Below are 25395 nucleotides of genomic sequence, written 5' to 3' on the forward strand. Positions count from 1 at the left end.
AATGGAAAATCCCAAAAATGATTGATTAAATCTAAAAAATAGGGTAAAAATAAAGAGTGCTGCATTGAATGAATAACTACAAAATCTACTTCAAGCTCACCTTCATTTCCTTCTCTATCCTAAAGTGATATGTTTATTCTTCTTTTACAACATAGAGCAAATCATCTTCATCCTAATTTGCTACTAGACAAGTTCTCACATATGAAATGAGTTTGAATGATGATCGTTTGAAAGTATGATGTATTGAAAATTGAAAAAGAGTGGTGTTTTTATGAATCAGGTTTCAATTTCTTCATTGGAACATATGAAATTGAAAGAATTATACGAGCTTGCACGTCACTATAAAGTGTCTTACTATAGCAAGCTAACGAAAAAAGAATTAATTTTTGCGATTTTAAAAGCAAATGCAGAGCAAGAAGATTTACTGTTTATGGAAGGTGTTTTGGAAATTATTCAGTCTGAAGGATTTGGTTTCTTAAGACCGATTAATTACTCACCAAGCTCAGAGGATATTTATATCTCAGCATCCCAAATCAGACGCTTTGACTTACGTAATGGAGACAAAGTTTCAGGTAAAGTTCGACCTCCTAAAGAAAACGAACGCTATTACGGGTTACTTCATGTAGAAGCGGTAAACGGTGAAGACCCTGAAACAGCCAAGGAACGTGTTCACTTCCCAGCACTAACTCCTCTATACCCAGATAGACAAATATATCTTGAAACAAAACCTAATCACCTATCTACAAGAATTATGGACCTTATTGCACCAGTTGGATTCGGGCAACGTGGTTTAATTGTGGCACCACCTAAAGCAGGTAAAACAATGCTTTTAAAGGAAATTGCCAACAGCATCACAACAAACAACCCTGAAGCAGAGCTAATCGTCCTGTTAATCGATGAAAGACCTGAGGAAGTAACTGACATCGAACGTTCAGTAGCTGGTGATGTTGTAAGCTCTACATTTGATGAGGTTCCAGAAAATCATATTAAAGTGGCCGAGCTTGTTCTTGAAAGAGCTATGCGCCTAGTTGAGCATAAAAAAGACGTGATCATCTTAATGGACAGCATCACACGTCTAGCTCGTGCTTATAACTTAGTCATCCCGCCAAGTGGCCGTACATTATCAGGTGGTATCGACCCAGCGGCATTCCACCGTCCAAAACGCTTCTTCGGTGCAGCTCGTAATATTGAAGAAGGCGGAAGCTTAACCATTTTAGCTACAGCTTTAGTTGATACAGGCTCCCGTATGGATGACGTAATTTACGAAGAATTCAAAGGTACTGGTAACATGGAGCTTCACCTTGATCGTTCTCTTGCAGAAAAACGTATCTTCCCAGCAATCGATATTCGTCGTTCTGGAACAAGAAAAGAAGAGCTTCTTATTCCTAAAGAACACCTTGAAAAACTATGGGCGATCCGTAAATCTATGACAGACACTCCTGATTTTGTTGAAAAGTTCCTAAGAAAACTTCGTCAATCAAAATCAAACGAGGAATTCTTTAGTAACTTAGATGAAGAAATGAAAAAGGCACGAACTCGGTAAATAATCAAAATAGTAATATTTAACTTCAGCTTGATTTTAGTTTAAGCACTTGTTATAATTTCATCATGTGCTTTTCTAGGAAACAGCTTGTCAGTTGGACGAGTGAGAGCCTAGATATATAACTCTGTTTCGAAAGACTCAGGGCGGAAGGAGATGAAAAGAATGAAATCAGCAATTCATCCAAACTATAATACAGTTATGGTGACATGTGCATGTGGTAACGAATTCGAAACTGGATCTACTAACAAAGAGATCAAAGTTGAGGTTTGTTCTGAGTGCCATCCATTCTACACTGGACGTCAAAAATTTGCAGATGCAGGTGGACGTGTAGATAAATTCAACAAAAAATACGGCCTTAAGTCACAACAACAATAATAAGGCTTTTTCCAAACAGGCAGGACATTTTGGCTCTTGCCTGTTTTTTCACGCCCACTTTTACAATTTTCACACTAAAATTTGGTTATCCTACATATATTGGTAGGGTTTTTGAACGTTGATACCATGTATAATACATGTCATAATAGATGATCACTTTACCAGGAATCGGTTGTCCGAGTAAACTCGGGGCAACGAAGGGAGAGGCCGTTTCAATGTATGTAATGAAGCAAAGTGGATGGCTTGAAATCATTTGCGGAAGCATGTTCTCAGGCAAATCAGAGGAGCTCATTCGTCGCGTAAGACGAGCTCAATTTGCAAAACAAGAAGTAAAAGTATTTAAACCTGTAATCGACAATCGATACAGCGAAGAAAGTGTTGTTTCCCATAACGGAACAGCCATCATATGCAAACCACTCGCTGCATCAGTTGAGATTTTTGAATATATAACAGAAAAAACAGACGTCATCGCAGTCGATGAAGTCCAATTCTTCGATGAACAAATTGTTGACGTCCTAACTCTACTAGCCGATCAAGGCTACCGCGTCCTTGCAGCTGGACTTGACCAAGACTTCAGAGGAGAACCTTTCAGCGTAGTTCCTGCCCTAATGTCACTAGCTGAATCCGTCACAAAGCTTCAAGCTGTATGCTCTGTCTGTGGATCTCCTGCAAGCCGTACCCAAAGACTCATCAACGGCAAACCAGCATCCTATGACGACCCAATCATCCTAGTCGGTGCCTCTGAATCCTACGAACCAAGATGCAGACACCACCACGAAGTACCGGGCGCACCGGTAAAGGACTTTAAGAGAGAGAGTAATGTGGTGAAGTAGGGTTGGGGTGGGGAGGTGCCTGTCACTTCCCGGATTTTGTCGAAAGAGTTTTATCGCTGTTTTGACTTCTAAGAGAATAATTAAATTGAGCAGTCCAATTTTAGAGAGAATTGGGCTGTTTTTTTATGGTTTGGGTGATGAACGACAAGATAGGTAGATATACCGATTGATTTGTCGTTCATAAGGGCGATGAACGACAAACCAGCCGGAAACACCAATTGATTTGTCGTTCATAGAGGTGGTGAACGACAAACCAGCCGGAAACACCAATTGATTTGTCGTTCATAGTGGTGATGAACGACAAACCAGCCGGAAACACCAAACGTTTTGTCGCTCATAAGAGTGATGAACGACAAAACAGTCAGAAAATGTAATTCACCTGTCGTTCATAAATGACTACACATGATTTTCCCACTTTTTTCTCCGGATATAGAGCGTGTATGTCATTCTGTTTTCACCAATTCCCACGCCCTCATTTCCCCTCATGAAAAGAAAAACATCGGGCATCCTACACAGTAGGAGGTGCTGAAAAATGAAAAAGGTACTTATCTTATCTATCCTCTGCTTTTGTATGGCAGGCTGCCAGTTTCAAGCAGGAGAACGCTACGAGCCCCAACAAGAAGACGTAAACGGGTTAAGATTGATGAGGGATGGTCATGGCACATATGATAACCAAGAGCTCGACGATGAGCAGTTTGTTCCAAACCAAAACCCAAATTTCATTGATCTAACAGAAACAAGACCCGACAAAGGGGATGACCAAAGTAAATTAGAAGAGGCAATTATGAATGACGATACCTTATCATTAGGAAGAGTCAACATGAATGCAAACCATATAAATGTGACGGTATATACAACTGAGGATCTTTCAAAAAAAGAAATGAAGAAGAAAACGAAGGAAATTCATGAAAACATGATTACGGCTTTACCAAGATATCGAATAGATGTAAATCTAGAAAAGAAATAAGAGGGGGCATTTCGCCCCTTAAAAACCTAAAATAGAACTAATTAACCCTTTTCGGCGCGATGGCTTCGCTGGTGCTTTTGTTTGATCAAAAACAAGAGCAGGATCTTTACCAAATTCTTGTTTTTTCGAAAGTTTCTCTTGCTCAAGCTCTTCAATTCGAAGCTCTAACTTTTTAATTGTGCTTTGTAATTCTTCCATCTCTCTTCGATGTTGAAGAAGTTGGTAGGATACGACTCCATCAGCCTTGCTTTGAACTTTTCGTTCTACTTCTTCGATCCTTTGTGTTAAGGAATCTACTTTGCTTTCATCTAATGATACCATTTGAGTAATAGTCCCCTTTCGTGTTTGCTCATTAGCAGGTGTTGGGGTGACTGTCGGATTGTTTTGCAGTTGTTTTAATCTCTCTATATCTGCATCTGAAAATTGATAGTGTCCCAGCTCGTTTTTCTCTAGCTCCAAATCTAACTGATCTACCCATCTCATTAAAGTTCTTCTCGAAACCCCAAGTGACTTTGCAACAGCAGCTGTACTCATCTTTTCTCCTCCCCTGATACTGATATAAGTACAAGTCCAAAACTCCTCGTTGCGCCAATCCTAAGAACAGAAATTGTTAAGGAACTTACTAGAGTAGAATTTCGACCTAAAAAGAAAGTTCCCTTCACATTAGACAAAACAAGAACCAATTCGGCAAAGAAAGTGGATGTTTTACATATTGTGAAGAGTTCGACAAATTTCGGGAAGTGACAGGCACCCAAACCAAACAGTTCGACAAAACTCGGGAAGTGACAGGCACCACAACCCAGAAAATTCCCACAATTCTATTGACAGTTCCCCTTACTTCTCATACAATTGAAAACAATTATCAATTGCGTTTGGGAGGAAAGAATTTTGGATAAGAAGTTACATCATCGTAGAGGGTTATTATTATCAGTTTTTATTTTTATTTTATCTTCAGTTTTGCTAGGGTGTGCTAATAGCAGTGAAGAAGTAGCAGGCTCAGAGGAAAAAGGCGAAGAAAATATGCTGACGTTTGCTTGGCCTAGAGATATAGGTGAAATGAATCCGCATGTGTATAATCCTTCACAATTATTTGCGCAATCAATGGTATATGAACCATTAGTTAGCTATCAAGAAGGTGGAGAGCTAAAACCGCATCTTGCAGAGTCTTGGGATATTTCTGAGGATGGTAAGGAATATACGTTTCATCTTCGAGAAGGTGTAAAGTTTTCTGATGGAACGAGCTTTAATGCCGAAGTTGTGAAAAAGAATTTTGATACCATTTTAAATCATTTAGATATGCATAGCTGGTTAGGGTTTCTATCAAAAATTGCTTCAACTGAAGTTGTTGATGAAAGTACATTCAAGCTAACTTTAACAGAAGCTTATTATCCAACCATTCAGGAATTAGCCGTTGTTCGACCAGTTCGATTCTTAGGTGAAGCGGGGTTTCCTGAGGATGGTGATACATCAAAAGGTGTAGTAGAACCAGTTGGAACAGGTCCGTGGGTGCTAGAAGAGTATAAAGTAGATGAATATGCAGTTTTCAAGCGTAATGAAGAGTACTGGGGCGAGCTTCCAAAAGAAGAAAAAATCACAGTGAAAATTATTCCTGATGCCGAAACAAGAGTGCTTGCGTTTGAAAAAGGTGAAATCGATCTTCTGTATGGAGAAGGGACAATTAGCTTAGATGCCTTCAAACAGTTAGAATCAACAGAAAACTATGAATCTAGTATTTCTGAGCCAGTTGCAACAAGACAGCTTGTAATAAATTCGAAAAAAGAACAGCTTTCTGATGAAAAGGTACGTCAAGCTTTACACTACGCTTTTAATAAGGAAGCTTTAGTTGAGGGCGTTACGTCAGGATATGAAGAAAAAGCAGACTATATCCTGCCAACAAACTTACCTTATACGAAAGACAATGGTGCAATTGTTATTGATTATGATGTAGAAAAAGCAGGATCGTTATTAGACGAAGCGGGCTGGACGCTTTCTGAAGGAGAAACGGTTCGTGAAAAAGATGGACAACCCCTTGAAATTGAGCTAATGTATGATTCAGCAGAACTCATTCAAAAAACAATGGCTGAAGTTCTTCAATCAGAATGGGCAGCAATTGGTGTGAAATTAAACATTGTCGGAGTTGAATTAACTGAGCAGGTTCAACGTTTTAAGGATAATAATTTTGAAATTAATTTCTTTAGTAACTACGGAGCTCCTTATGATCCACATACGTTCTTAAACATCGTTGCATCAGAAGGGTTTGGATTTAATGAGGCAATATCAGCTTATCCAAACAAAGCTGAAATTTTGAAACAAATTGCAGAGGTTCCTAAGACAACTGATGAGGCACAACGTCAGCAACTATATACATCAATCTTAACGTCGATACAAGATCAGGGAGCGATTATTCCTATTTCTTATATTAAGAAAACAGCAATTTATCAAAAGGATGTAACGAACTTTACTTTCCCTGCTAATCGTGATGAGCATCCATTTACGAACATTAGCATGAAGTAGGAAGTTGTAGTACCAGGAGGTTATTATGGGCACTTTTATTTTAAAGCGAATGTTCTCGATCGTTCCGGTTTTTCTTTTGGCAGCACTTGTGACAACCGGAATGATTCATCTTTCACCGGTAGATCCGGCTGAAGCTTATTTAACTGCGGCCCATATTCAACCAACTGATGAACTCTTGGAACAAAAAAGACAAGAGTTTGGCTTAGATCAGCCATTTTTCATTCAATATGTAAATTCTATTATAAAGATATGCCAGCTTGATTTTGGCATATCTTATGTTTCGAATAAGCCTGTTTGGGATGAGGTCATCACTCGAATTCCAGCTACTATTCAGTTAGCACTGGGCAGTATTTTAATAGCGATCCTTGTTAGTGTTCCTCTTGGCTTTCTTGCTGGAATAAAGAAAAATAGTATGATAGATCACTTTAGTCGATTTCTTTCCTTTATAGGGGCTTCCATCCCCTCTTTTTGGCTTGGATATCTTTTTATTTTTTTCTTTTCTGTAAAGCTCGATCTATTTCCAGTTGAAGGAACCGGAACATGGCAGCATCTTGTTCTACCTTCAGTAACCCTGGCTCTTCCGTTAATTGCGATTTACACAAGATTGTTACGTGCCAGTGTGCTTGAAAATTTGGATGAACCTTATGTGCTCTACGCGAGAACGAGGGGAATTAATGAAAAAACAATCATGGCGAAGCACGTGTTGAGAATTGCGATTTCGCCAATGATTACCGGGTTAGGAATGAATCTTGGAAAACTTCTAACAGGTACGATTATTGTTGAAGCTGTTTTTTCTTGGCCAGGCTTTGGTCGTTATTTTATTGAAGCGATTTTTAACCGTGATATACCCGTGATTCAGTGCTATGTGTTAATTGGAGCAAGTTTGTTTATTATTAGTAATTTACTAGTAGATGTGATTCAAATGGTGATAGATCCGCGCATTTCCAGGAAAGTAGGCTACAAGCAATGATAAGAAGAATACGCCAAATTTTCATCAGTCAAAAAATAATTCCGATCTGCTCGATTATTTTAGGTATTCTTTTCTTCATTGCTATATTTGCTCCTTGGATTGCACCTAATGATCCAATCGCAGTTAACATAGTGAATAAATTACAGCCTCCATCATGGGAATATCCTTTAGGGACGGATCAGCTAGGAAGATGTAATTTATCAAGAATATTATATGGTGCCCGTATATCACTAGGATTTGCCATTTTAATTTTTATCTCATCTATTCTAATTGGTTTGATCGTCGGGACCTTTTCAGGATATAAAGGCGGCTGGATTGATCACGTTTTAATGAGGTTTTGTGATGGAGTGATGGCTTTTCCAAACTTGATCCTTGTTCTTGGCCTTGTAGGTATTTTTGGACCTGGGCTAACACAAGTCATTATCGCCATTATGCTTGTGCAATGGGTTTATTATGCACGGATGTTCCGGGGGATGGTCCTAAGCTTAAAGGAGCAGAACTTTATTGCTGCTGCAAAGGTGAGTGGATCTTCTCAATGGAAAATTATTAAAAATCATATTGTTCCAAACGTCCTTCCACCGCTTGTTGTGATGGGAACATTAGAAATGGGCTGGGCGATAATGGATATATCGGCCATGTCGTTTCTCGGATTGGGCGTTCAGGCTCCTACACCAGAGTGGGGTGCAATGATTCATGAAGGAAAGTCGTACATACGAACGAATCCTGAATTAATGCTCTATCCGGGCTTGTTCATTATGGTAGTCATCATTACATTCAATTTATTAGGCGAAGCATTGTCAGAGCGTTACGGTGTAAAACGTAGATTTTAACAAAGGATGAGAAGGTTGGAAACAGAACAGTCAAATGTGCTACAGGTCAAAGATTTACATGTAAAGGTAAAAACGAAAAATAGTGAGGTTTCTCTAGTTCAAGATCTTAATTTTGAATTAAAGCGTGGAAGTGTTCTTGGTCTTGTTGGAGAAAGTGGATGCGGTAAAACCGTTACAAGTATGTCCATCCTTCAACTTCTTAACAAAAAAACGTCAACAATCGAAGGAAGTATCACATTACAAGGTCGTGAATTAAATGGTTTGAGTGATAAAGACATGCGTAAGATACGTGGTAAGGATATCGCGTTTATTATGCAAAACCCAATGAATGCTTTTACACCTGTTTTTACAATTGGCCATCAATTTGTTGAAACGATTCGCTCTCATACAAATTGTCATAAAAAACAAGCAATAGAGCTTGCGATCGAAGCAATGAACTCTGTGAATCTACCTGACCCTGCAAAACTGCTAAAATCCTATCCTTTTCAATTAAGCGGAGGTATGCTTCAGCGTGTGATGATTGCCATTGCAGCTTGTACCCATCCAGCTGTTATTATTGCCGATGAACCAACTACTGCACTTGATGTGAAAAATCAAAAAACAGTATTACATCATTTAGATGCGATTCGCTCTAAATATGGCTCGGCTATTCTTTTGATTTCCCATGATCTGGGGGTTATCTCAGAAATGGCAGATGACGTAGCGGTCATGCAAAATGGTAAAATCGTTGAAAAAGCAGATGTGTTTCAGCTATTTGATGAGCCGCAGCATGAATATACAAAGAAACTATTGCATGCACGACCACTACTACATGTAAAGGAAACTGTCATTTGAGATTGAGGGGGAGAAAAATGAGTTTATTACAAGTAAATAACGTAACTCATAGCTACGGATCTCAATCCTTTTTTAAGTGGAAAGACCGTTCGAAAAAGATTCTTTCCGATATTTCCTTTTCTATTGAAGAAGGAACCTGTTTAGGAATGCTTGGTTCAAGCGGGGCTGGTAAAAGTACTTTAGGTAAAGTGATACTTGGATTAGAACAACCACAAAAAGGTGAAATTCTTTTTCAAGGCCATGATCTTTATAACGTTGATAAGCGTACTCTTCATAAAATTCGCCGTGATCTTCAAGTAGTATTCCAGGATTCCTACTCTTCCGTTAATCCTCGACTGACGGCAGAACGCATTATTGCCGAGCCTTTAGAAAACTATGAAAAGCTAACGGTGAATGAACAAAAGCGAACGATTATTGAGTTGCTGGAAAGAGTAGGTCTAAGCGAAAAGGACCTAAAAAAATACCCGAACCAATTTAGCGGTGGCCAATTACAAAGAATCAACATCGCAAGAGCCATCTCCCTAAAGCCTAGCTTGATCGTATTAGACGAATCTGTCAGCAGTCTTGATATGGTGAATCAAACACTTGTTTTAGAATTACTAAAAGAGCTAAAGAAAGACTTTGGCTTATCTTACTTCTTTATTACACACGACATAAAAGCCGCTTATGAAATTAGCGATAAAATTGGCTTGCTAGAAAAAGGAGAATTAGTAGAACTCTACCACGACAAAACTCAATTCTTCACCTCAAACCACCCCGTCGCAAAAGAAATGAGAAACTCTATCCTTGCCGAGCACCCACGAAACCGCACAGTAAGGGACAGCGGCTCGTTTGGTGACAAAGGGACAGGTCCCGCGTATAAGATCCTATGACAAAGAAGGGACGGAGGGACAGGTTCCTTGACCCGCGAATAGGAATGTACGGATCGGGATTTGTACAAAGAAGGAGTGTCCACTATTTGGACACTCCTTTTTATGTGCCATTTGTATGGTGTGTAAACATGTTTTAGCCGACAAAACTCGGGGGGTGACAGGCACCACCAACCCAAAGTACCTAGTCCTGTTCGACAAAACTCGGGAAGTGACAGGCACCACAAAAAAGTGGGACAAGGAACCTGTCCCCACATCACCCCTCATACAACTCCAACGGCAGGCCATCAGGATCTTTAAAAAATGTATATTTCTTGCCGGTAAATGGATCGATTCGAATTTCTTCGACTTCTACATCTTTTCCTATGAGCTCATTAACAGCCTCATCAATATTGTCCACTTCAAAAGCGAGGTGTCGTAATCCTGCTGCTTCGGGCTGATTTGGTCTGCCAGGGGTATCTGGGAAAGAAAATAGCTCAATTTGATAGGTGTCATGAACAATCAAATCTAATTTATACGACTTCCGTTCTTCACGATAAACTTCCGATATAACAGGAAATCCAAGGACCTCTGTGTAAAACTTCTTTGATTTATCATAATCAGAACAAATAATCGCAACATGGTGGATTTTATTGATTTTCATATTTTAACTTCTCTCCCTAAATATGTAATAAAGTCACTGTTTTTCACAAATCATATTATAATGAACTATATTTAGTCAATTTGCTTTTGACGCTTATTGTGACCTATACTATAATTATAATGTTATGCATGAAAATTGAGGTGAACATGTGTGTTAGATCGTTTACAATCGGTAGAAGACCGTTATGAAAAGTTAAATCAGCTTTTAATGGATCCAGATATTATTAATGATTCAAAAAAGCTACGTGAATATTCAAAAGAACAATCAGACTTGCAAGAAACTGTGGAGGCTTACCGCGAATACAAAGAAGTCCGTGAGCAAATTTCTGATACAAAATCAATGCTTGAAGAGAAGCTTGATGCAGAAATGCGTGAAATGGCGAAGGAAGAGCTTTCCGAGTTAGAAGAACGTGAAGAAGAATTAACAGCTCGTCTTAAGCTTTTACTTGTTCCAAAAGATCCTAATGATGATAAAAACGTTATTATGGAGATCCGTGGAGCAGCGGGTGGTGATGAGGCTGCATTGTTTGCGTCTGATTTATACCGTATGTACAGCCGTTTTGCTGAGATGCAAGGCTGGAAAACAGAAGTAATGGAAGCGAACGCAACAGGTACCGGTGGTTATAAAGAAATTATCTTTATGATCAATGGTAAAGGTGCTTATTCAAAGTTGAAATTTGAAAACGGTGCCCACCGTGTACAACGTGTTCCTGAAACAGAATCAGGTGGTCGTATTCATACTTCAACTGCGACAGTTGCTGTTTTACCAGAAGCTGAAGAAGTAGAAGTGGAGATCCATGAAAAAGATATTCGTGTTGATACATTTGCATCAAGTGGTCCAGGAGGACAAAGTGTTAATACAACAATGTCAGCTGTTCGTTTAACACATTTACCAACTGGTACAGTTGTATCGTGTCAGGATGAAAAATCACAAATCAAAAACAAAGAAAAAGCGATGAAGGTACTTCGTGCTCGTGTTTATGATAAATTCCAACAAGAAGCACAAGCTGAGTACGATCAAAACCGTAAGCTTGCGGTTGGTACTGGTGACCGTTCAGAGCGTATTCGAACATATAACTTCCCGCAAAACCGTGTAACAGACCACCGAATCGGTTTAACGATTCAAAAGCTTGATCAAATCTTAGAAGGTAAGCTTGATGAAGTCGTGGAAGCACTTATCGTTGAAGATCAATCAAGCCGCCTTGAAGCTGCGGAAGATTAAAATAAACATGAAATTTGTGTACGAAGCCCTAAATTGGGCTTCTTCTTTTTTAAAGGAAGCGGGAAGAGATGAAAATGCAGGAGAATTATTGCTGCGCCACCATCTAGAGATGGAGCGGGCAACATTATTGTCTAATTTGAGACTGGTCCTCTCAGAGAAGCAAATCCACGCATTTCAAGCTGATGTGAAAAAACATGCAGAAGGACAGCCTGTTCAATACTTAATCGGATATGAAGAGTTTTATGGCAGACGTTTTCTTGTTAATAAAGAGGTGTTAATACCAAGGCCGGAAACAGAGGAGCTTGTTGAAGGGATTTTACAAAGAGCCTCTCAGCATTTTGAGGGGGAGCAAAAACTAAATGTCGTCGATGTTGGGACAGGTAGCGGTGCAATAGCCATTACATTGGCTCTTGAAAATCCGAATTTCCGTATCGCAGCTGTTGATATTGCAGAGGAATCTCTTCAAGTAGCACAGCAAAACAGCAGAGAACTACATGCTGAAGTCGAGTGGCTTCACGGAGATTTACTAGAACCTGTTAAAAATAAAATCGATATCTTAGTATCAAATCCACCTTATATTCCAGATTGGGAAATCGAAACACTGTCACCTGTTGTGAAGGATCATGAACCAATGCGGGCGTTAGCTGGTGGCGAAGATGGCTTGGATTTTTATAAAAGATTGATCAATGACATGCAAAGCCTGCTAAATCCAAAAGCATTAATTGCGTTTGAAATTGGAGCAGGACAGGGGAAGGATGTTAAGGCTCTTCTTGAACAAGCACTTTCGACAAAGGCCAAAGTAGAAGTTGTTTACGATATTAATGGTAAAGATCGCATGGTATTTGCAACAATTTAAAGAATAGAACCCTTGGTAAAACAGGGCTCTATTCTTTTTTTAAAACTATAAAACTATTTTTTTGAAAAATATAGTTTAAGAATCTCTCACGCTGACTATACTGTCTACTACAAGGGAGGCGTGAGGAAATGAAAAAACAACAATTAGCACTTATATATATATTCTTATTATTCTTTGGGGCAATAGCAAATGTGTATAAAGAGCCGGTGGAAGCAAGCGCACAGGAGCCGGTAGTGATTCCAGATGAGGCGATTCGCTTACGAATTCTAGCAAATAGTAATTCTGATGAAGATCAAGAGTTAAAGAGAAAAGTTCGTGACGAGGTAAACAAGGAAATCACAGAATGGGTTGCAGAATTAACTTCAGTAGAAGCAGCAGAAGAGTTAATAGAATCAAGACTTCCGGAAATCGAAAACATCGTTGCACGTGTACTAAAGGAAGAAAAGATGGAGCAAGAATATACAGTAGATTTTGATCATGATGTAAGCTTTCCAACAAAGCTTTATGGTAACTTTATTTATCCAGCAGGTGAGTATGAAGCAATCTTAATCAGCCTTGGTGAAGCAAAGGGCGCTAACTGGTGGTGTGTCCTATTCCCACCGCTATGCTTCCTAGACTTCTCAAACGGAGAAGCCGTGCAAGCCGAAGAAACAGAAAAAACAAACGAAGCAAGCAAAACAACTGAAGAAGTGGCATCACTAGTTGTTGACGAAGAAGAAGAAAAGCAAGAAGTAGAAGTGAAATTCTTTTTGGTTGAGTGGTTTGAAGGGTTGTTTTCGTGAAGGGTGCCTGTCACTCCCCGAAGTTTGTCGAATACAAAAAGCCGGAGTGATAATCACTCCGGCTTTTTTGATCGATTTATTCTACTGTTACTTCAACTTGAATTTCTTCATCTGCTTCAACTGTTTCTTCTTCCACAGCTGTTGCGTGAACAGCAGAGTTTGCATGTGCATGTAATTTTGCCATGTTACTAGCGTGTTCGTTTGCTTTTGCTGCTGCTTTATTTTTGCTAGAAGTATTTACTTCAACAGTTTTACTAGCTTCATCTTCAGTAGTTTCTATCGTTGCTTCTTCAGTTGTAGCTTCTTCTACAGTCGTTTCGCTATCTTCGTTAACGTTCGTAGACTCTTCCGTACCTTCTTCAGTTGAACCCTCTTCTACAATTGTCTCGTTTTCTTCGTTAACATCTGTAGACTCTTCCGTACTTTCTTCAGTTGCGCCCTCTTCTACAGTCGTTTCACGATCTTCATTAACGTCAGTAGCTTCTTCTGCATCTTCATCAGTCGCAGCATCTTCTTCTACAGTCGGTTCAATTTCTTCGTTAACATCTGTACCTTCTTCAGTTGCATCAGTTTCTACAGTAGATTTGCTATCTTCATTAACATCAGTAGCTTCTTCAGTTGTATCTTCAGAAGTATTTTCTTCTACATCTGTTGCCACTTCTTCTTCAGCTACAGCGTGAACAGCAGCATTTTTATTTGCATGCAATTTTGCATTGTCACTAGAATTCTCATATGCTTGTGAGTTTGCTTTGTTTGCTGCAGATTTATTTTGCTTTTCTGTTTTCTCAACAGCTTCTGTTTGTTCCACTTCCGTTACTTCAGGTTGCACTTCTTCTACCGTTTTTTGAGCTTTTACTTTCGTTTTTCCATGAACAGCCGAATTTGCAGCAGCATGTTCTTTTGCTGTTGCGCTAGCTTTAACACTAGCCTGTGACTTTCCAGCTTTCACTTCAACTTTTTTAGCTTCTACAACTTTCACCGTTCTTACTGCTTTAGCATCTTTCGGTCCTGCTGCTTCACTAATTTGACCTCCAGCAAAAATTCCTACTGAAACAATTCCTGCTAATACCGCTGTTTTTACCACATTCATTTTTAACATATGATTCTCTCCTTTTTCTATTAAAAAATGTATTTACAATAGTTTTAGAAAAAAGGAGTATCTTGTGGTGGCGGTGATGGAGGTGCATGATCCCATTGATTGCGGTACTGGAGCTGCTTAGAAATAAGTGGCTGAACCCGCCTAACGATCAAGTATGCTTCTGCATTTACTATGAATTTATCAAATGTACTTTTTGCATTGGATCCTTTGCTCGTTCTGTCCTTTGATGATCCTTCAGAAGATTTCTGAGAAACAGAAGAGTGAGGGTTTACTGCCTTGATTGGAACATTGTTTTCCTTTTTAACAGGAGGTTCATCTTCCTTCTTAGGATCCACACTCACTTCCTCTTTACTAGTCTTGACAGGTTTAACATCATCACCTTTTTCGGAAGCGTTTGAAGTAGTCTCTTTAACAGAAGGTGTAGTAGTAACAACAGTCTGTGGAGATGCTTTCACTTCAGTTTCTTCCTTCTTTTCAGTAGCAGAGGATTTCTTTTCTGCCTGTTCTGAGGGCTGGTTGCTGTTAACCGCTTTTTCCTTTTCTTCTTTCACTTTGTTAACAGCTTGTTTTGCCTTATCACCAGCCTTCTCAGGAAGCTGCTTAGTGTTGCTCGTTTTATCACTAGCTTTCTCAGGAAGTGACTTAGCTTTACTAGCCTTTTCACTTGCCTGAGCCGGAAGTGTTTTCTCCACCTTGTTTTGTAAAGGTTTTTCCGGTTTTGCTTGTGGTGATGGAGTAGGTTTGGAAATTTCCTTTTTTACCGTGTCCACTTTTTGTTGAGCATTTTGAGCATTCTTATTCTCAGGCTGACCGTTATCCTTAGCAAAAGTATCATCAGGAAAAGCAAAGGCTACAAAACTGACCAAAGCAACAAATAATAAATGACGGAATTGCATGATTTCACCACCTTTCCGTTGAAAAATGCACCATATATACTCTTCGTGTAGATGTGTAGGAATATGTAGGTAGTGCCTGTCACTTCCCGAAGTTTGTCGAACAAAATCTATGAATAAATCTAGCTTTCTCCTCATAGAGTTTAGTAGAGAAAACAAAATGGGGTGAAAGTATGTTATTTCAGTTAAAAATAGCAGAGGAAAAGGATCTTGGTAGATTAACAGATTTTATTGAGAAAGCAGGACTTAGTTCAGAAGGTTTGGATACTATAATAGATTACTTTGTGATGTTGGAGGATGGTAATCATGAGGTTGTGGCTTGTATTGGTGTGGAACCGCTGAATACTCATGGATTGCTGCGTTCTCTTGTTGTTTCGGACAAGCTAAAGCAGGCACATATTGTGACACTTTTTCAAAGCATTCAAACGTTAGCAGAGAAAAAGGGAATTTCGAATTTATACCTTGTGACAAACAAAGAAGCATCTGTAAATTTTCTAGCATTAATGGGCTTTAGCCAAATCGAACCTAATGTTATACCTGATGAAATGTTAACCTTAGATCATATGAGTGGTTCACTTGAAGATCCAAATGCAAAGATTATGGTGAAATCCTCTTAATTTTCTAATATCCACATAGTTATACACAATAATAACAGCCTTATCCACAATTTGTGGATAAGGCTTGTTTTATTGTGAGTCTTCTTTTATACTTTCAAGAGTTAAACCTCTACATTTAGGGCAATAAATGTAGGTGAAAGTACGGATTTTAAGGGAGTTAATAGAAAATGAACACGAATCTTTGGACTGTGGATGATTTAACTGACTTATCCACTAGTTATCCACAAATTACACAGGCAGCTAAAATGTTAAAAGAAAACGAGGTTGTTGCCTTTCCTACCGAGACTGTTTATGGACTTGGGGCAAATGCCTGCTCTGATGAAGCGGTCCGTAAAATATTTGAAGCAAAGGGGCGCCCAAGTGATAATCCGCTGATTGTCCATATTGCTTCACAAGAAAAGCTGAACGATATTGTACAGGATATCCCAGACTATGCATACCAACTAATCAAGGAATTTTGGCCGGGCCCGTTAACATTAGTTTTGAGAAAAAAAGGAGAGCTCCTATCAGACTTCGTTACAGCGGGTCTTGATACGGTTGGAGTGAGAATGCCGGACCACCCAATTGCCTTAGCGTTAATAAAAGAAGCAGATGTCCCAGTCGCGGCACCAAGTGCAAATCGATCAGGAAAGCCAAGTCCGACCCAAGCATCGCACGTATACCATGATCTGAAAGGTAGAATCAGTGGAATTGTTGATGGGGGGGCAACTGGAGTTGGTGTTGAATCAACGGTTGTGGATTGTACCTCAACCATTCCAACGATCTTAAGACCTGGTGGAGTAACGAAGGAGCAATTAGAAGCAGCTGTTGGTGAAGTGGGTGTGGACCAGGCATTACTTGAAGAAGGTCATGCACCAAAGTCTCCCGGCATGAAATATACACATTATGCTCCAAACGCACCTGTTATTGTCGTTGATGGAAGCCGTCCGTTCTTACAAACTCTCATCAACCAATATGAAAAGAACGGAAAAAAAGTAGGCGTATTAACAACAGAGGAAGGGAAAACTGAGCTTCATGCTGCAAAGGTCATAGCATGCGGAACACGGGAAGACCTCCAAACTGTAGCAGCTAATCTTTATGATGTGTTAAGAAAATTTGACCAAGAAGAAGAGGTTGATCTTATTTTAAGTGAAAGTTTTCCACAGGCCGGAGTTGGTGAAGCCATTATGAATAGGCTTTTAAAAGCAGCTGGAAACCAAGTTATTGTAGAAGAATAATTAAGCTCCTTAATACTATGTTCTAATCAGAATCGGGTGCGCATAAGGTTAATTAGGCGTGTCCGAGGAGGGGGAAAATGAACATAGAATCAATATTGGGAGAACTCGTTACATTATTTATTATGGCACTGGCACTAGGTATGGACGCTTTTTCGGTCGGCCTTGGTATGGGCTTAATTAGGCTGCGAATGCGGCAGATTTTTTACATAGGAATCACAATCGGCGTTTTTCATATATGGATGCCACTTGTCGGGATGTTAATTGGCCGTCTATTAAGTGATACGTTTGGAACGATTGCCACTTTATTAGGCGGTACTCTACTTATTTTATTAGGTATTCAGATGATTTTTGCATCGTTTAAAAAAGATGATGAGCCGCTCATTACACCCGTAGGCTTCGGTTTAATCGTTTTTGCCTTAAGTGTCAGCTTAGATAGCTTTTCAGTTGGTTTAAGCTTAGGCATCTACGGGGCCAAAACCTTTCTAACAGTTATGATGTTCGGAGTCGTTAGTATGGTGTTGACGTGGCTTGGATTATTGGTTGGCAAGCGTGTCCAAAATTGGTTAGGTGCCTATAGTGAAGCGCTAGGTGGAAGTATTCTGCTTGCGTTTGGTTTAAAGCTGCTATTTCCTTTTTAAGTTCTCAAAGGTTCAAATCATTTATGGTTTGAACCTTTTTTAAAATACATATAACGTGAAAGTGAATGGTGAACAAATATGGTTGAATTTTTCTCTCTTTATATGACAGCTCTTAAACAACATCGAACAATTCGAGTCTATGTACCAAAACATTATGATAAGGGAGAGAAACGTTATCCTGTGTTGTACATGCATGACGGTCAGAATGTGTTTAGTGACGATGAAGCGATTGGCGGCATTTCTTTAGGGCTTGAACAGTATCTTAATGAACAGGAATATGAGTTGATCGTGGTGGCAATTGATCAAAACCCTGAGGAGCGGATGAATGAATATTGTCCTTGGGAAATTGGTGAATACAGTAAGAGGCATTTTGGGCAGGTTGATTTACCAGGCGGTAAGGGGAAAGACTATGTTGATTTTATCATCAATTACCTTAAGCCATTTATGGATAAAAAGTACCGCACATTAAACAATCAGAACTCAATTGCGGGTATTTCACTTGGAGGGTTAATATCGGTTTACGCAGCTTGTAGTTATCCACAGGTTTTCCACAAGGTTGCGGCAATCTCCTCAGCCTTTTTACGAAATCAGGAAGAAATCGAAACGTATATTCAAAATTCAAGTTTATCAGGTGTAAAAGGCATTTATATGGATTGTGGTGACAGTGAAACAAATGATGAAAGAAAAAATAAAGAATTTGTATCATCAAACAAAAGGGTTTATGAATTACTGAATAATAAAGTGCCGAATGTGAAATTCGATATTATTCCTGAAGGGCGTCATCACTATGAGGATTTCAAAAAGAGGGTGCCGGCTTTTCTTGAATTTATAAAGTAACAAAGAGGTGAGTGCACCTCTTTGTTTTTATCTGGAAAGTTGTAAAAATGTTTTTTCGTACGATGCTCGGATTTCTTCGATGTTTAAAGAATTCCCAATCAATATCATAATTGGCTTTTGACTAGATGTTCCCTCTACTTTGTCAACTGCAAGTTTTTTTGAAGCAAATTGGAATGAATACAGAGCAGAGTCACCTTTAAACTGAATAATTCCTTTCCCACGTAACACGCCGTTAGGCAATTCTTTCAGCCACTTCTCGAATATCCTTTTCTCCACAACAGGTAAATCTTCCAGCTTAATCGCCTTAATTGCAGCATGATTTACATGATCGTGAGAATGGTCATGATCGCAGGTAGAAGAACAGCCGCATGTTTTAGGTTCTTGGGATAACTTCAATGTTCTAATTCTTGTTTGAAGAAGCACATCCGCTGGAACCTCACCAAAGCTAGATTTCACAACAGGTACATCATGGGTGATCAGCTTGCTTATTTGTGAATTGATTTTTTCCAGCTTTTTATCTGAAACAAGATCTGTTTTATTTAAAATAATCAGTGAAGCACTTGTAATTTGTTCCTTTAATAACGTACGAATTTCCTTTGAGCTAGAAAAAATACTTTGATAGTCAAGGTAATTACTAGCATCAACTAAACTAATAATCGAAAGTAGAGAAAAACGATCAATAAATTCCGGAGTGGCCAAAGCCTCCACAATTTCATTCGGATTTGCTACACCAGTTCCTTCAATAAGTAGTACATCAACGGGATTTTCCACAAATTGATTCAAGGTCGACTTTAGGTCATCTTGGATCGAGCAGCAAATACAGCCGTTAAGAAGCTCGTACATTTTTTCATTTTCAAAAAGATGATTTTCTACATTTGTATCGCCAAGCTCATTTAAAATAATGCCGAGCTTTTGGTCACGTTTTTTACATTCATCTACAATTCTCTTCAGAACAGTAGTTTTCCCGCTTCCTAAAAAACCGCTTAGTATATAGACTTCAACAGGCTTGTTCATCAAATCCCTCCATTTAGTAGGAAACATAACGATTCTATTTCTTTCATCATATTTTATTCTAGTACCTTCGACAACGTTAAAGCAGAAATTTACAAAAACTTTACGAAATCTACAAATTATGTAAAAGATTCCTTAACATTTGGACTCTATCATAAGGATATATGCAGAAAAATATAAAAAGATACCTAGATTTTAAGCAATTGGATGAAAAACAAGAAAACGAAGGGGTTTTAGAATGAAAACTTCACTATTAAATCAGTCAAAAGAGATAATAGGTTTAGCTTTAGTTGCCGTATTTATCTATTTTTTTCTCTTTTGGGATTATGAAACATTACAAAGGCAATTTACCATTCCTCAGAATCTACTAAACTTAAATACAATCTTTTTAAGTATTGTGATCGAGGCGATACCATTTATATTGTTAGGTGTTTTTGTTTCATCTCTCATTCAAGTCTTTGTCTCAGAAGAAACTGTTCAAAAATATATCCCGAAGAATATGATCGTGGCCGTATTACCAGCGGCATTATTAGGAGCAATTTTTCCAGTCTGTGAATGTGCAATTGTCCCTGTTGTGAGAAGGCTTATTAAAAAAGGGATGCCCTTGCATGTTGCGTTCGTCTTTTTAGCTTGTGCTCCTATTTTAAATCCTGTTGTTGCTGCTTCAACTTACTTTGCCTTTCGAAACAATACAGATATCTTAATTGGGCGTATGGCTCTGGCGTTTTTGTTATCAATGGTCATCGGATTAATTTTATATGTTCTATTTAAACAAAGTAATCAATTTAAAGTAACATCTGAAGAGTTAATCGGTAGAGGAGCTGACCCATCAGAAACTCCTGTGAAAGTAAATCGACTAAAAGCAACGATTTACCATGCAAGTGATGAATTTTTCGATATGGGTAAATATTTAATCATTGGTGCTCTAATTGCTAGTGTATTCCAGACATTCTTAGACCGAAGCATTCTTGTAAGTTTAGGCTCAAATGAATTTTCATCACCAATTGTCATGATGGCTTTTGCTTTTCTGTTATCTCTATGCTCAGAAGCGGATGCATTTGTTGCTGCTTCATTCGGAAGTGCGTTTGCACCGGGTGCTCTACTAGCATTCTTGGTTTATGGACCAATGCTGGATTTGAAAAACACCGTCATGCTATTTGCGTATTTTAAAGCAAAATTTGTCCTTGTATTTATGTTGGTTGTGACAGTCGTTGTATACGTAGGTGTTCTTATCTATCAAGCAATAGTATTTTAATAGGAGGAATCTAGATGGAGCAGTCAGATCACTTAGGGTTTCAAAAGTTTATTCGTGGAATTATCTTAGTTGGCTTTACGATGTTATTGTTTAAACTGATCATTTCAGGAGATATTACCAACTTTATTGCACCAAAAATGCTGCCGTTTATTTACTTTGCTACCGGTACATTTTTAGTGCTTGGGACCATTCAAATTTTTCGCAGTGACTCTAAAAAAGATATTGACCTTTTTTGTGATTGTGGACTAGATCACACCGCAAAAAGCTCACCAATCAAGTCTCTACTAATCTATTCAATCTTTTTGTTTCCGATCTTAACAGGATTCATGTTTCCGGAAGTTATTTTGGACAGCTCGATCGTAGCAAAAAGAGGTATTAACCTAGGAACGTCTTCTGTAGCAGCGGAAGAAAATCAAAACACTAGCACACAAGAGAAATCAACTGGTGAAAGCACTGCAGCAGATGATTCTCAGCCCAAAAGTGTTGATGATCTTTACATTGAGGGACTTTTAAATAGTGAGAAAATAGTTGTCACAGATGTTGAGTATCAAAAAATATCTGGATATCTTGAAACACATCTAGATGAGTTTGTCGGTAAAGAAATTGAACTAACCGGCTTTGTATACCGTGAGCCTGATTTTACTCAGAATCAAATGGCCGTTTCCAGATTCACCGTATCTTGCTGTGTGGCAGATCTTCAAGTAATGGGAACTCTCGCAACCGGTGATGAAGTGAAAAATTTAAAAAATGATGAATGGGTAAAGGTAACAGGTGTCATCGAAAAAACTGATCGAAATGGAGTAACAATCCCATCCATCGGGATTAGCTCGTTAGAAAAAGTTGAAGCACCTTCTGATCCATATATCTATATTTATTAACATGTAAAAGTGTAGACCTTTGTTCTACACTTTTTTAATTATTACGAAAAGTCTGATCACACTTTTGTCGAATTCAATAATCCTCACGACTACTTTCAGCTCCATTTTTCTATTATAATAAGAGAAAGGAGTGTTTTATATGACAAATGTACTATTTGTTTGTACGGGAAATACATGCAGAAGCCCTATGGCTGAGGCTCTTTTAAATCACTTGAAAAACTCAAGTAACATTAGCGTAAAATCTGCAGGAGTTTTTGCCTTTGATGGCAGTACAGCATCTCCAAACGCAATTGAAGCCTTAAAGGAAAAAGGGATTACATGTGAACATCAATCCTCAAGCTTAACAAAAGACCTAGTTGAATGGGCAACAATTATTTTAACGATGACAAATCAACATAAACAATCGGTAATTGATCAACATCCTTATGCAGGGCGTAAAACCTTTACACTTTCAGAATATGTTTCAGACCAGGATGAAGAAAAACGAGATATCTCAGATCCATTCGGGGGACCTCTCCCAATGTATCGTCAAACGTTATCGGATCTCGAAGCACTTATTTCAAAATTAGTGAAAAAGCTCAACAAATGATCATTACGCAGAGGAGAAACCACCATGAAACAGAAAAAGTATAAGTTTAGCTTAAGATTAAAGCTGGTCATTTTTACAACGGTACTTGCGATTATTACGTATTCAACTAGTGCGATCTTTATTTCATTTTTAGTTGAATATGTTGATCACCTTGTGTCACCAGGAATATTTACGCTCATTACATTAGTGATGGGAATTTTCTGGTCAGGGGTCTTAGCTTACTTTGGATCAGGATTTTTGACAAGAGCATTACAAAAGCTTGAAGTTGCTGCATACAAAGCTGCACAAGGAGATATAAATGAAGATGTTCCTGTTTCAGATAGTGATGATGAAATTCGAGCACTAAGTGTAGCCTTTAACGAAATGCTGCACAACATGAGAAATATGGTTCAAAGCATTGAGTCAAACTTTCACTCAACTAATGAACAAGTTAGTCAAATGGCAACGGCATCTAGTAGCGCTTCGAACCAGGCCGATGAAATATTAGTCACTGTTCAAGAAATTGCACGTGGTGCAGACCAATCAGCAACAGCTATTCAGGAAACTGCTACAGCTGTTGAAGATATTATTGAATTTGCTACACAGGTTGAAGAGAAAGCGACAACATCAGAGAAGCTATCAAATGAAATGGTATCCTCATTAAATGAAACGAAAGAAGTTTATACATCACTAATCGGTGGAATTCAAACACTAGCAGAAGAAAATGAAAAATCAATGACAGCAGTTCGTCGTTTAGAAGAGCACGCCAATGAAGTATCATCGATCGTATCACTTGTTGGGGAGATTGCAAACCAAACAAATCTACTCGCATTAAATGCTTCTATTGAAGCTGCTAGAGCAGGTGAGCATGGTAAAGGCTTTGCTGTTGTTGCTGATGAAGTTCGTAAACTGGCTGATGAAAGCGCAAAAGCCGTTCAAGGAATAACAGGTCTCATACAAAACATTCAACAAGAAGTTCAAAATGTTGTTGGGCAAATTGGGGAACAAGTAGAAAAGGCTAGAAACCAAGCAAAAAATGGACAAGTATCGGCAGAAATCCTAAGCGAATCAAGTCAAGCTATCTTAGATGTAGCCACTGCAGTTAAGCAAATTAGTGAGCTCATTCATCAGCAAATGGACTCATTACACAGAACGGGTGCGCAATCTGAAGAAGTGGCCGCTATTGCCCAGGAAACATCAGCAGGTGCACATGAAGTCGCATCGTCGATTAAAGAGCAGTCCGAACAAATTAATCACATGAACGATTTAGGAAAGAAACTAGCAGAAAGTTCAGAAGAATTAAGGAAAACAATTGATCGTTTTATTATTTAAGAGATAGAATAAAAATGGAAGAAATACGTAACCATAGGAGGGCACGATGAGAGTAGCAATTGCATCAGATCACGGTGGAATCAATATTAGAAAAGAAATTATTGGATTACTTGAAGAATTAAATATTGAATTTGAGGATATGGGATGTGAATGTGAAACATCTGTTGATTATCCTGATTACGCTCTACCTGTAGCAGAAAAAGTAGCAAACGGTGAATTCGATCGTGGCATCTTAATCTGTGGAACTGGCATCGGCATGAGCATCGCTGCCAACAAAGTAAAAGGCATCCGCTGCGCACTTGTTCATGATACATTCAGTGCTCAAGCAACTCGTGAGCACAATGATACGAACATGCTCGCAATGGGTGAGCGCGTAATCGGTCCTGGATTAGCTCGCGATATCGCTAAAATCTGGCTAACAACAGACTACCAAGGTGGGCGTCATGCAACACGCGTAGGAAAGATCACTCAATACGAAGAGAATCAAAACTAAAAGGAAGTCGTAAATTCATGACAAATCTCCAAAAATGGAAGCAAGATTTATCTGAGTTACTAAAAGACTTAACAAATCAGGCTGAGCTTAGTGCAGGCGATCTCCTTGTGGTAGGCTGCAGCACAAGTGAAGTAATCGGTGAAAAAATCGGTACGGCCGGCACAGAAGAAGTAGCCGAATTGATTTATGAAACATTCCAAACCCTCCACCAAACAACAGGAGTGCACCTAGCCTATCAATGCTGTGAGCACCTAAACCGCGCACTAGTTGTGGAAAAAGAGGTAGCCAGAACAAAGGGTTTTGAAGAAGTAACCGTTGTTCCTGTGAGAAAAGCAGGTGGTGCAATGGCCACCTATGCCTATCAGCATATGCAAAACCCGGTTGTGGTGGAATTTATTAAAGCGGATGCGGGAGTCGACATCGGCGACACCTTCATCGGAATGCACTTAAAACATGTTGCTGTCCCACTTCGTAGCAAAATAACAGAAATCGGGTCCGCCCATGTCACAATGGCAAAAACCCGCCCAAAACTAATTGGTGGAGTACGGGCTGTTTATGAAAGCACATCAGAAAATCAATCTTGTCGTTAAAAAGGAACTAACTTTGGTTGGTTCTTTTTCTTTTTGCGCAATGATTAGGAGATGAGCTGAACTTTGAATTCTCATGCATACGCATACGAACAGGGTTAGGGGACTCGATGATTCGTGTATTGGTTCAGTCGCGGTATCGGGACAAAAACAGGTCAGACAAGTAAAATCATGTCTCGATCCAGCGAAAATCGAGACAAGCCCTGATCTGCCAAGCAAAATCCATCTCACTATAGTTTCTTCGCCACAATTTTCTATATCAATATCATAACACTCACCCAACACTCCAATATACGTAACTACCAAAGCCCACAACTTCCTAATCCAAATCCAAATCTAGTCCCAATCGGTAATATACTATAGATCTCAATCATACTACCTTAAGTTATAAAACATTTTTACGAATTCACTAGCGTAATCTCCCCACCCCAAGCCATACTAAAACCGTCCACACCCCCTGCAAACGGTTACCTTCCAACATTTTTTAAGAAGTCTCAAAATATTCTATTATTATGGTTGACATTGTGAGAAAAAGTAACGACAATAGGTTGTATATTATAAACATGAGGGTGTTATTCAACCGAATGTTTGCATTATCAACTACATATAATATTCGGTTTTAACACGAAGTTTGACACGAAATCCGAAAAATTTCACAATTATTTCAGAAAATCTTTTACATTCCAATGCATTAGCGTGTAAAATATAGATGGAATTATACGTTGTGAAAGAG

27 protein-coding genes are annotated in these 25395 nt (G+C 38.8%); 22 read left to right on the top strand and 5 right to left on the bottom strand.

The features are described from left to right. The first annotated feature begins 271 nt into the window (after positions 1–271). The 4 genes from rho (at position 272) to COD11_RS03815 (ending at position 3718) form a co-directional block, all read left to right on the top strand. The gene (rho, locus tag COD11_RS03800; protein ID WP_098795427.1) at positions 272–1543 is read left to right on the top strand and encodes a transcription termination factor Rho; all 1272 of its coding nucleotides are present in this window, start codon (positions 272–274) and stop codon (positions 1541–1543) included. Between the two features lie 162 nt (positions 1544–1705). Further along, positions 1706–1918, top strand: coding sequence for a 50S ribosomal protein L31 (rpmE, locus tag COD11_RS03805; RefSeq protein ID WP_098795428.1), 213 nt, complete (start codon positions 1706–1708; stop codon positions 1916–1918). 215 nt (positions 1919–2133) lie between these two features. Beyond that, positions 2134–2751 carry a thymidine kinase gene (locus COD11_RS03810; protein ID WP_098795429.1) on the top strand — a complete coding sequence of 206 codons (618 nt, stop codon included), beginning with the start codon at positions 2134–2136 and terminating at the stop codon, positions 2749–2751. A 532-nt stretch (positions 2752–3283) separates the two neighbouring features. Beyond that, positions 3284–3718, top strand: coding sequence for a hypothetical protein (locus tag COD11_RS03815; RefSeq protein ID WP_098795430.1), 435 nt, complete (start codon positions 3284–3286; stop codon positions 3716–3718). An 18-nt stretch (positions 3719–3736) separates the two neighbouring features. On the opposite strand, the gene COD11_RS03820 is transcribed toward COD11_RS03815, so the two are convergent. Further along, positions 3737–4252 carry a MerR family transcriptional regulator gene (locus COD11_RS03820; RefSeq protein ID WP_098795431.1) on the bottom strand — a complete coding sequence of 172 codons (516 nt, stop codon included), beginning with the start codon at positions 4250–4252 and terminating at the stop codon, positions 3737–3739. 402 nt (positions 4253–4654) lie between these two features. Here COD11_RS03820 and nikA point away from each other — a divergent pair, with 402 nt between their 5' ends. From nikA to nikE, 5 genes are read left to right on the top strand one after another with little or no spacing between them, the layout of a single operon-like run. Continuing rightward, positions 4655–6232: a nickel ABC transporter substrate-binding protein gene (gene nikA, locus COD11_RS03825; RefSeq protein WP_416636143.1), complete on the top strand. Its 1578-nt coding sequence runs from the start codon at positions 4655–4657 to the stop codon at positions 6230–6232. Between the two features lie 25 nt (positions 6233–6257). Continuing rightward, positions 6258–7202: a nickel ABC transporter permease subunit NikB gene (gene nikB / locus COD11_RS03830; protein WP_098795433.1), complete on the top strand. Its 945-nt coding sequence runs from the start codon at positions 6258–6260 to the stop codon at positions 7200–7202. Next, on the top strand, positions 7199–8032 hold the full coding sequence (gene nikC / locus COD11_RS03835) for a nickel ABC transporter permease subunit NikC (protein WP_098795434.1): 834 nt from the start codon (positions 7199–7201) through the stop codon (positions 8030–8032). Before nikB ends, nikC begins: the two co-directional genes overlap by 4 nt. 15 nt (positions 8033–8047) lie before the next feature. Then, a complete protein-coding gene (gene nikD, locus COD11_RS03840) occupies positions 8048–8866 on the top strand; it encodes a nickel import ATP-binding protein NikD (RefSeq protein WP_098795435.1) in 819 nt (272 codons plus the stop codon). A 17-nt stretch (positions 8867–8883) separates the two neighbouring features. Further along, positions 8884–9738: a nickel import ATP-binding protein NikE gene (nikE, locus tag COD11_RS03845; protein ID WP_098795436.1), complete on the top strand. Its 855-nt coding sequence runs from the start codon at positions 8884–8886 to the stop codon at positions 9736–9738. Positions 9739–9991: 253 nt separating this feature from the next. Here the strand turns inward: nikE and gloA2 are convergent, their stop codons facing one another. After that, positions 9992–10378, bottom strand: a complete 387-nt coding sequence (gene gloA2, locus COD11_RS03850; RefSeq protein WP_098795437.1) for an SMU1112c/YaeR family gloxylase I-like metalloprotein — start codon at positions 10376–10378, stop codon at positions 9992–9994. A gap of 150 nt (positions 10379–10528) precedes the next feature. Between gloA2 and prfA the strand changes: the two genes are divergently transcribed. From prfA to spoIIR, 3 genes are all read left to right on the top strand, one after another. After that, positions 10529–11599 (top strand): peptide chain release factor 1, encoded by a 1071-nt coding sequence (prfA, locus tag COD11_RS03855; protein ID WP_098795438.1) that lies wholly within the window; start codon positions 10529–10531, stop codon positions 11597–11599. Positions 11600–11606: 7 nt separating this feature from the next. Next, positions 11607–12455 (top strand): peptide chain release factor N(5)-glutamine methyltransferase, encoded by an 849-nt coding sequence (gene prmC, locus COD11_RS03860; protein ID WP_098795439.1) that lies wholly within the window; start codon positions 11607–11609, stop codon positions 12453–12455. Between the two features lie 128 nt (positions 12456–12583). Further along, positions 12584–13237: a stage II sporulation protein R gene (gene spoIIR / locus COD11_RS03865; protein ID WP_098795440.1), complete on the top strand. Its 654-nt coding sequence runs from the start codon at positions 12584–12586 to the stop codon at positions 13235–13237. A 76-nt stretch (positions 13238–13313) separates the two neighbouring features. Here spoIIR and COD11_RS03870 read toward each other — a convergent pair whose 3' ends face one another. Together COD11_RS03870 and COD11_RS03875 are read right to left on the bottom strand one after the other, a co-directional pair. After that, the gene (locus tag COD11_RS03870; RefSeq protein WP_098795441.1) at positions 13314–14336 is read right to left on the bottom strand and encodes a hypothetical protein; all 1023 of its coding nucleotides are present in this window, start codon (positions 14334–14336) and stop codon (positions 13314–13316) included. Positions 14337–14380: 44 nt separating this feature from the next. Beyond that, positions 14381–15232 (bottom strand): hypothetical protein, encoded by an 852-nt coding sequence (locus COD11_RS03875; protein ID WP_098795442.1) that lies wholly within the window; start codon positions 15230–15232, stop codon positions 14381–14383. A 170-nt stretch (positions 15233–15402) separates the two neighbouring features. On the opposite strand from COD11_RS03875, the gene COD11_RS03880 reads away from it, so the two are divergent. From COD11_RS03880 to COD11_RS03895, 4 genes are all read left to right on the top strand, one after another. Further along, a complete protein-coding gene (locus tag COD11_RS03880; protein WP_098795443.1) occupies positions 15403–15846 on the top strand; it encodes a hypothetical protein in 444 nt (147 codons plus the stop codon). Positions 15847–16013: 167 nt separating this feature from the next. Beyond that, a complete protein-coding gene (locus COD11_RS03885; protein WP_098795444.1) occupies positions 16014–17063 on the top strand; it encodes an L-threonylcarbamoyladenylate synthase in 1050 nt (349 codons plus the stop codon). A gap of 77 nt (positions 17064–17140) precedes the next feature. Next, on the top strand, positions 17141–17701 hold the full coding sequence (locus COD11_RS03890; protein WP_098795445.1) for a manganese efflux pump MntP: 561 nt from the start codon (positions 17141–17143) through the stop codon (positions 17699–17701). A 78-nt stretch (positions 17702–17779) separates the two neighbouring features. Next, the gene (locus tag COD11_RS03895; RefSeq protein WP_098795446.1) at positions 17780–18538 is read left to right on the top strand and encodes an alpha/beta hydrolase; all 759 of its coding nucleotides are present in this window, start codon (positions 17780–17782) and stop codon (positions 18536–18538) included. A 27-nt stretch (positions 18539–18565) separates the two neighbouring features. Here the strand turns inward: COD11_RS03895 and COD11_RS03900 are convergent, their stop codons facing one another. Beyond that, positions 18566–19552 carry a CobW family GTP-binding protein gene (locus COD11_RS03900; RefSeq protein WP_176550966.1) on the bottom strand — a complete coding sequence of 329 codons (987 nt, stop codon included), beginning with the start codon at positions 19550–19552 and terminating at the stop codon, positions 18566–18568. Between the two features lie 235 nt (positions 19553–19787). On the opposite strand from COD11_RS03900, the gene COD11_RS03905 reads away from it, so the two are divergent. The 6 genes from COD11_RS03905 (at position 19788) to COD11_RS03930 (ending at position 24665) form a co-directional block, all read left to right on the top strand. Beyond that, on the top strand, positions 19788–20804 hold the full coding sequence (locus COD11_RS03905) for a permease (protein ID WP_098795448.1): 1017 nt from the start codon (positions 19788–19790) through the stop codon (positions 20802–20804). Positions 20805–20818: 14 nt separating this feature from the next. Further along, entirely contained in the window at positions 20819–21682 is an 864-nt protein-coding gene (locus tag COD11_RS03910; RefSeq protein ID WP_098795449.1) for a TIGR03943 family putative permease subunit, read from the top strand. Positions 21683–21821: 139 nt separating this feature from the next. Continuing rightward, positions 21822–22271, top strand: coding sequence for a low molecular weight protein arginine phosphatase (locus tag COD11_RS03915; protein WP_098795450.1), 450 nt, complete (start codon positions 21822–21824; stop codon positions 22269–22271). 24 nt (positions 22272–22295) lie between these two features. After that, on the top strand, positions 22296–23582 hold the full coding sequence (locus COD11_RS03920; protein WP_098795451.1) for a methyl-accepting chemotaxis protein: 1287 nt from the start codon (positions 22296–22298) through the stop codon (positions 23580–23582). Between the two features lie 46 nt (positions 23583–23628). Beyond that, a complete protein-coding gene (gene rpiB / locus COD11_RS03925) occupies positions 23629–24075 on the top strand; it encodes a ribose 5-phosphate isomerase B (protein WP_098795452.1) in 447 nt (148 codons plus the stop codon). A gap of 17 nt (positions 24076–24092) precedes the next feature. After that, positions 24093–24665, top strand: a complete 573-nt coding sequence (locus COD11_RS03930; RefSeq protein ID WP_098795453.1) for a TIGR01440 family protein — start codon at positions 24093–24095, stop codon at positions 24663–24665. Positions 24666–25395 lie beyond the last annotated feature (730 nt).

Origin of the sequence: Bacillus sp. AFS040349 (assembly GCF_002577655.1) — a bacterium.
Lineage (GTDB): Bacteria > Bacillota > Bacilli > Bacillales > Bacillaceae > Metabacillus.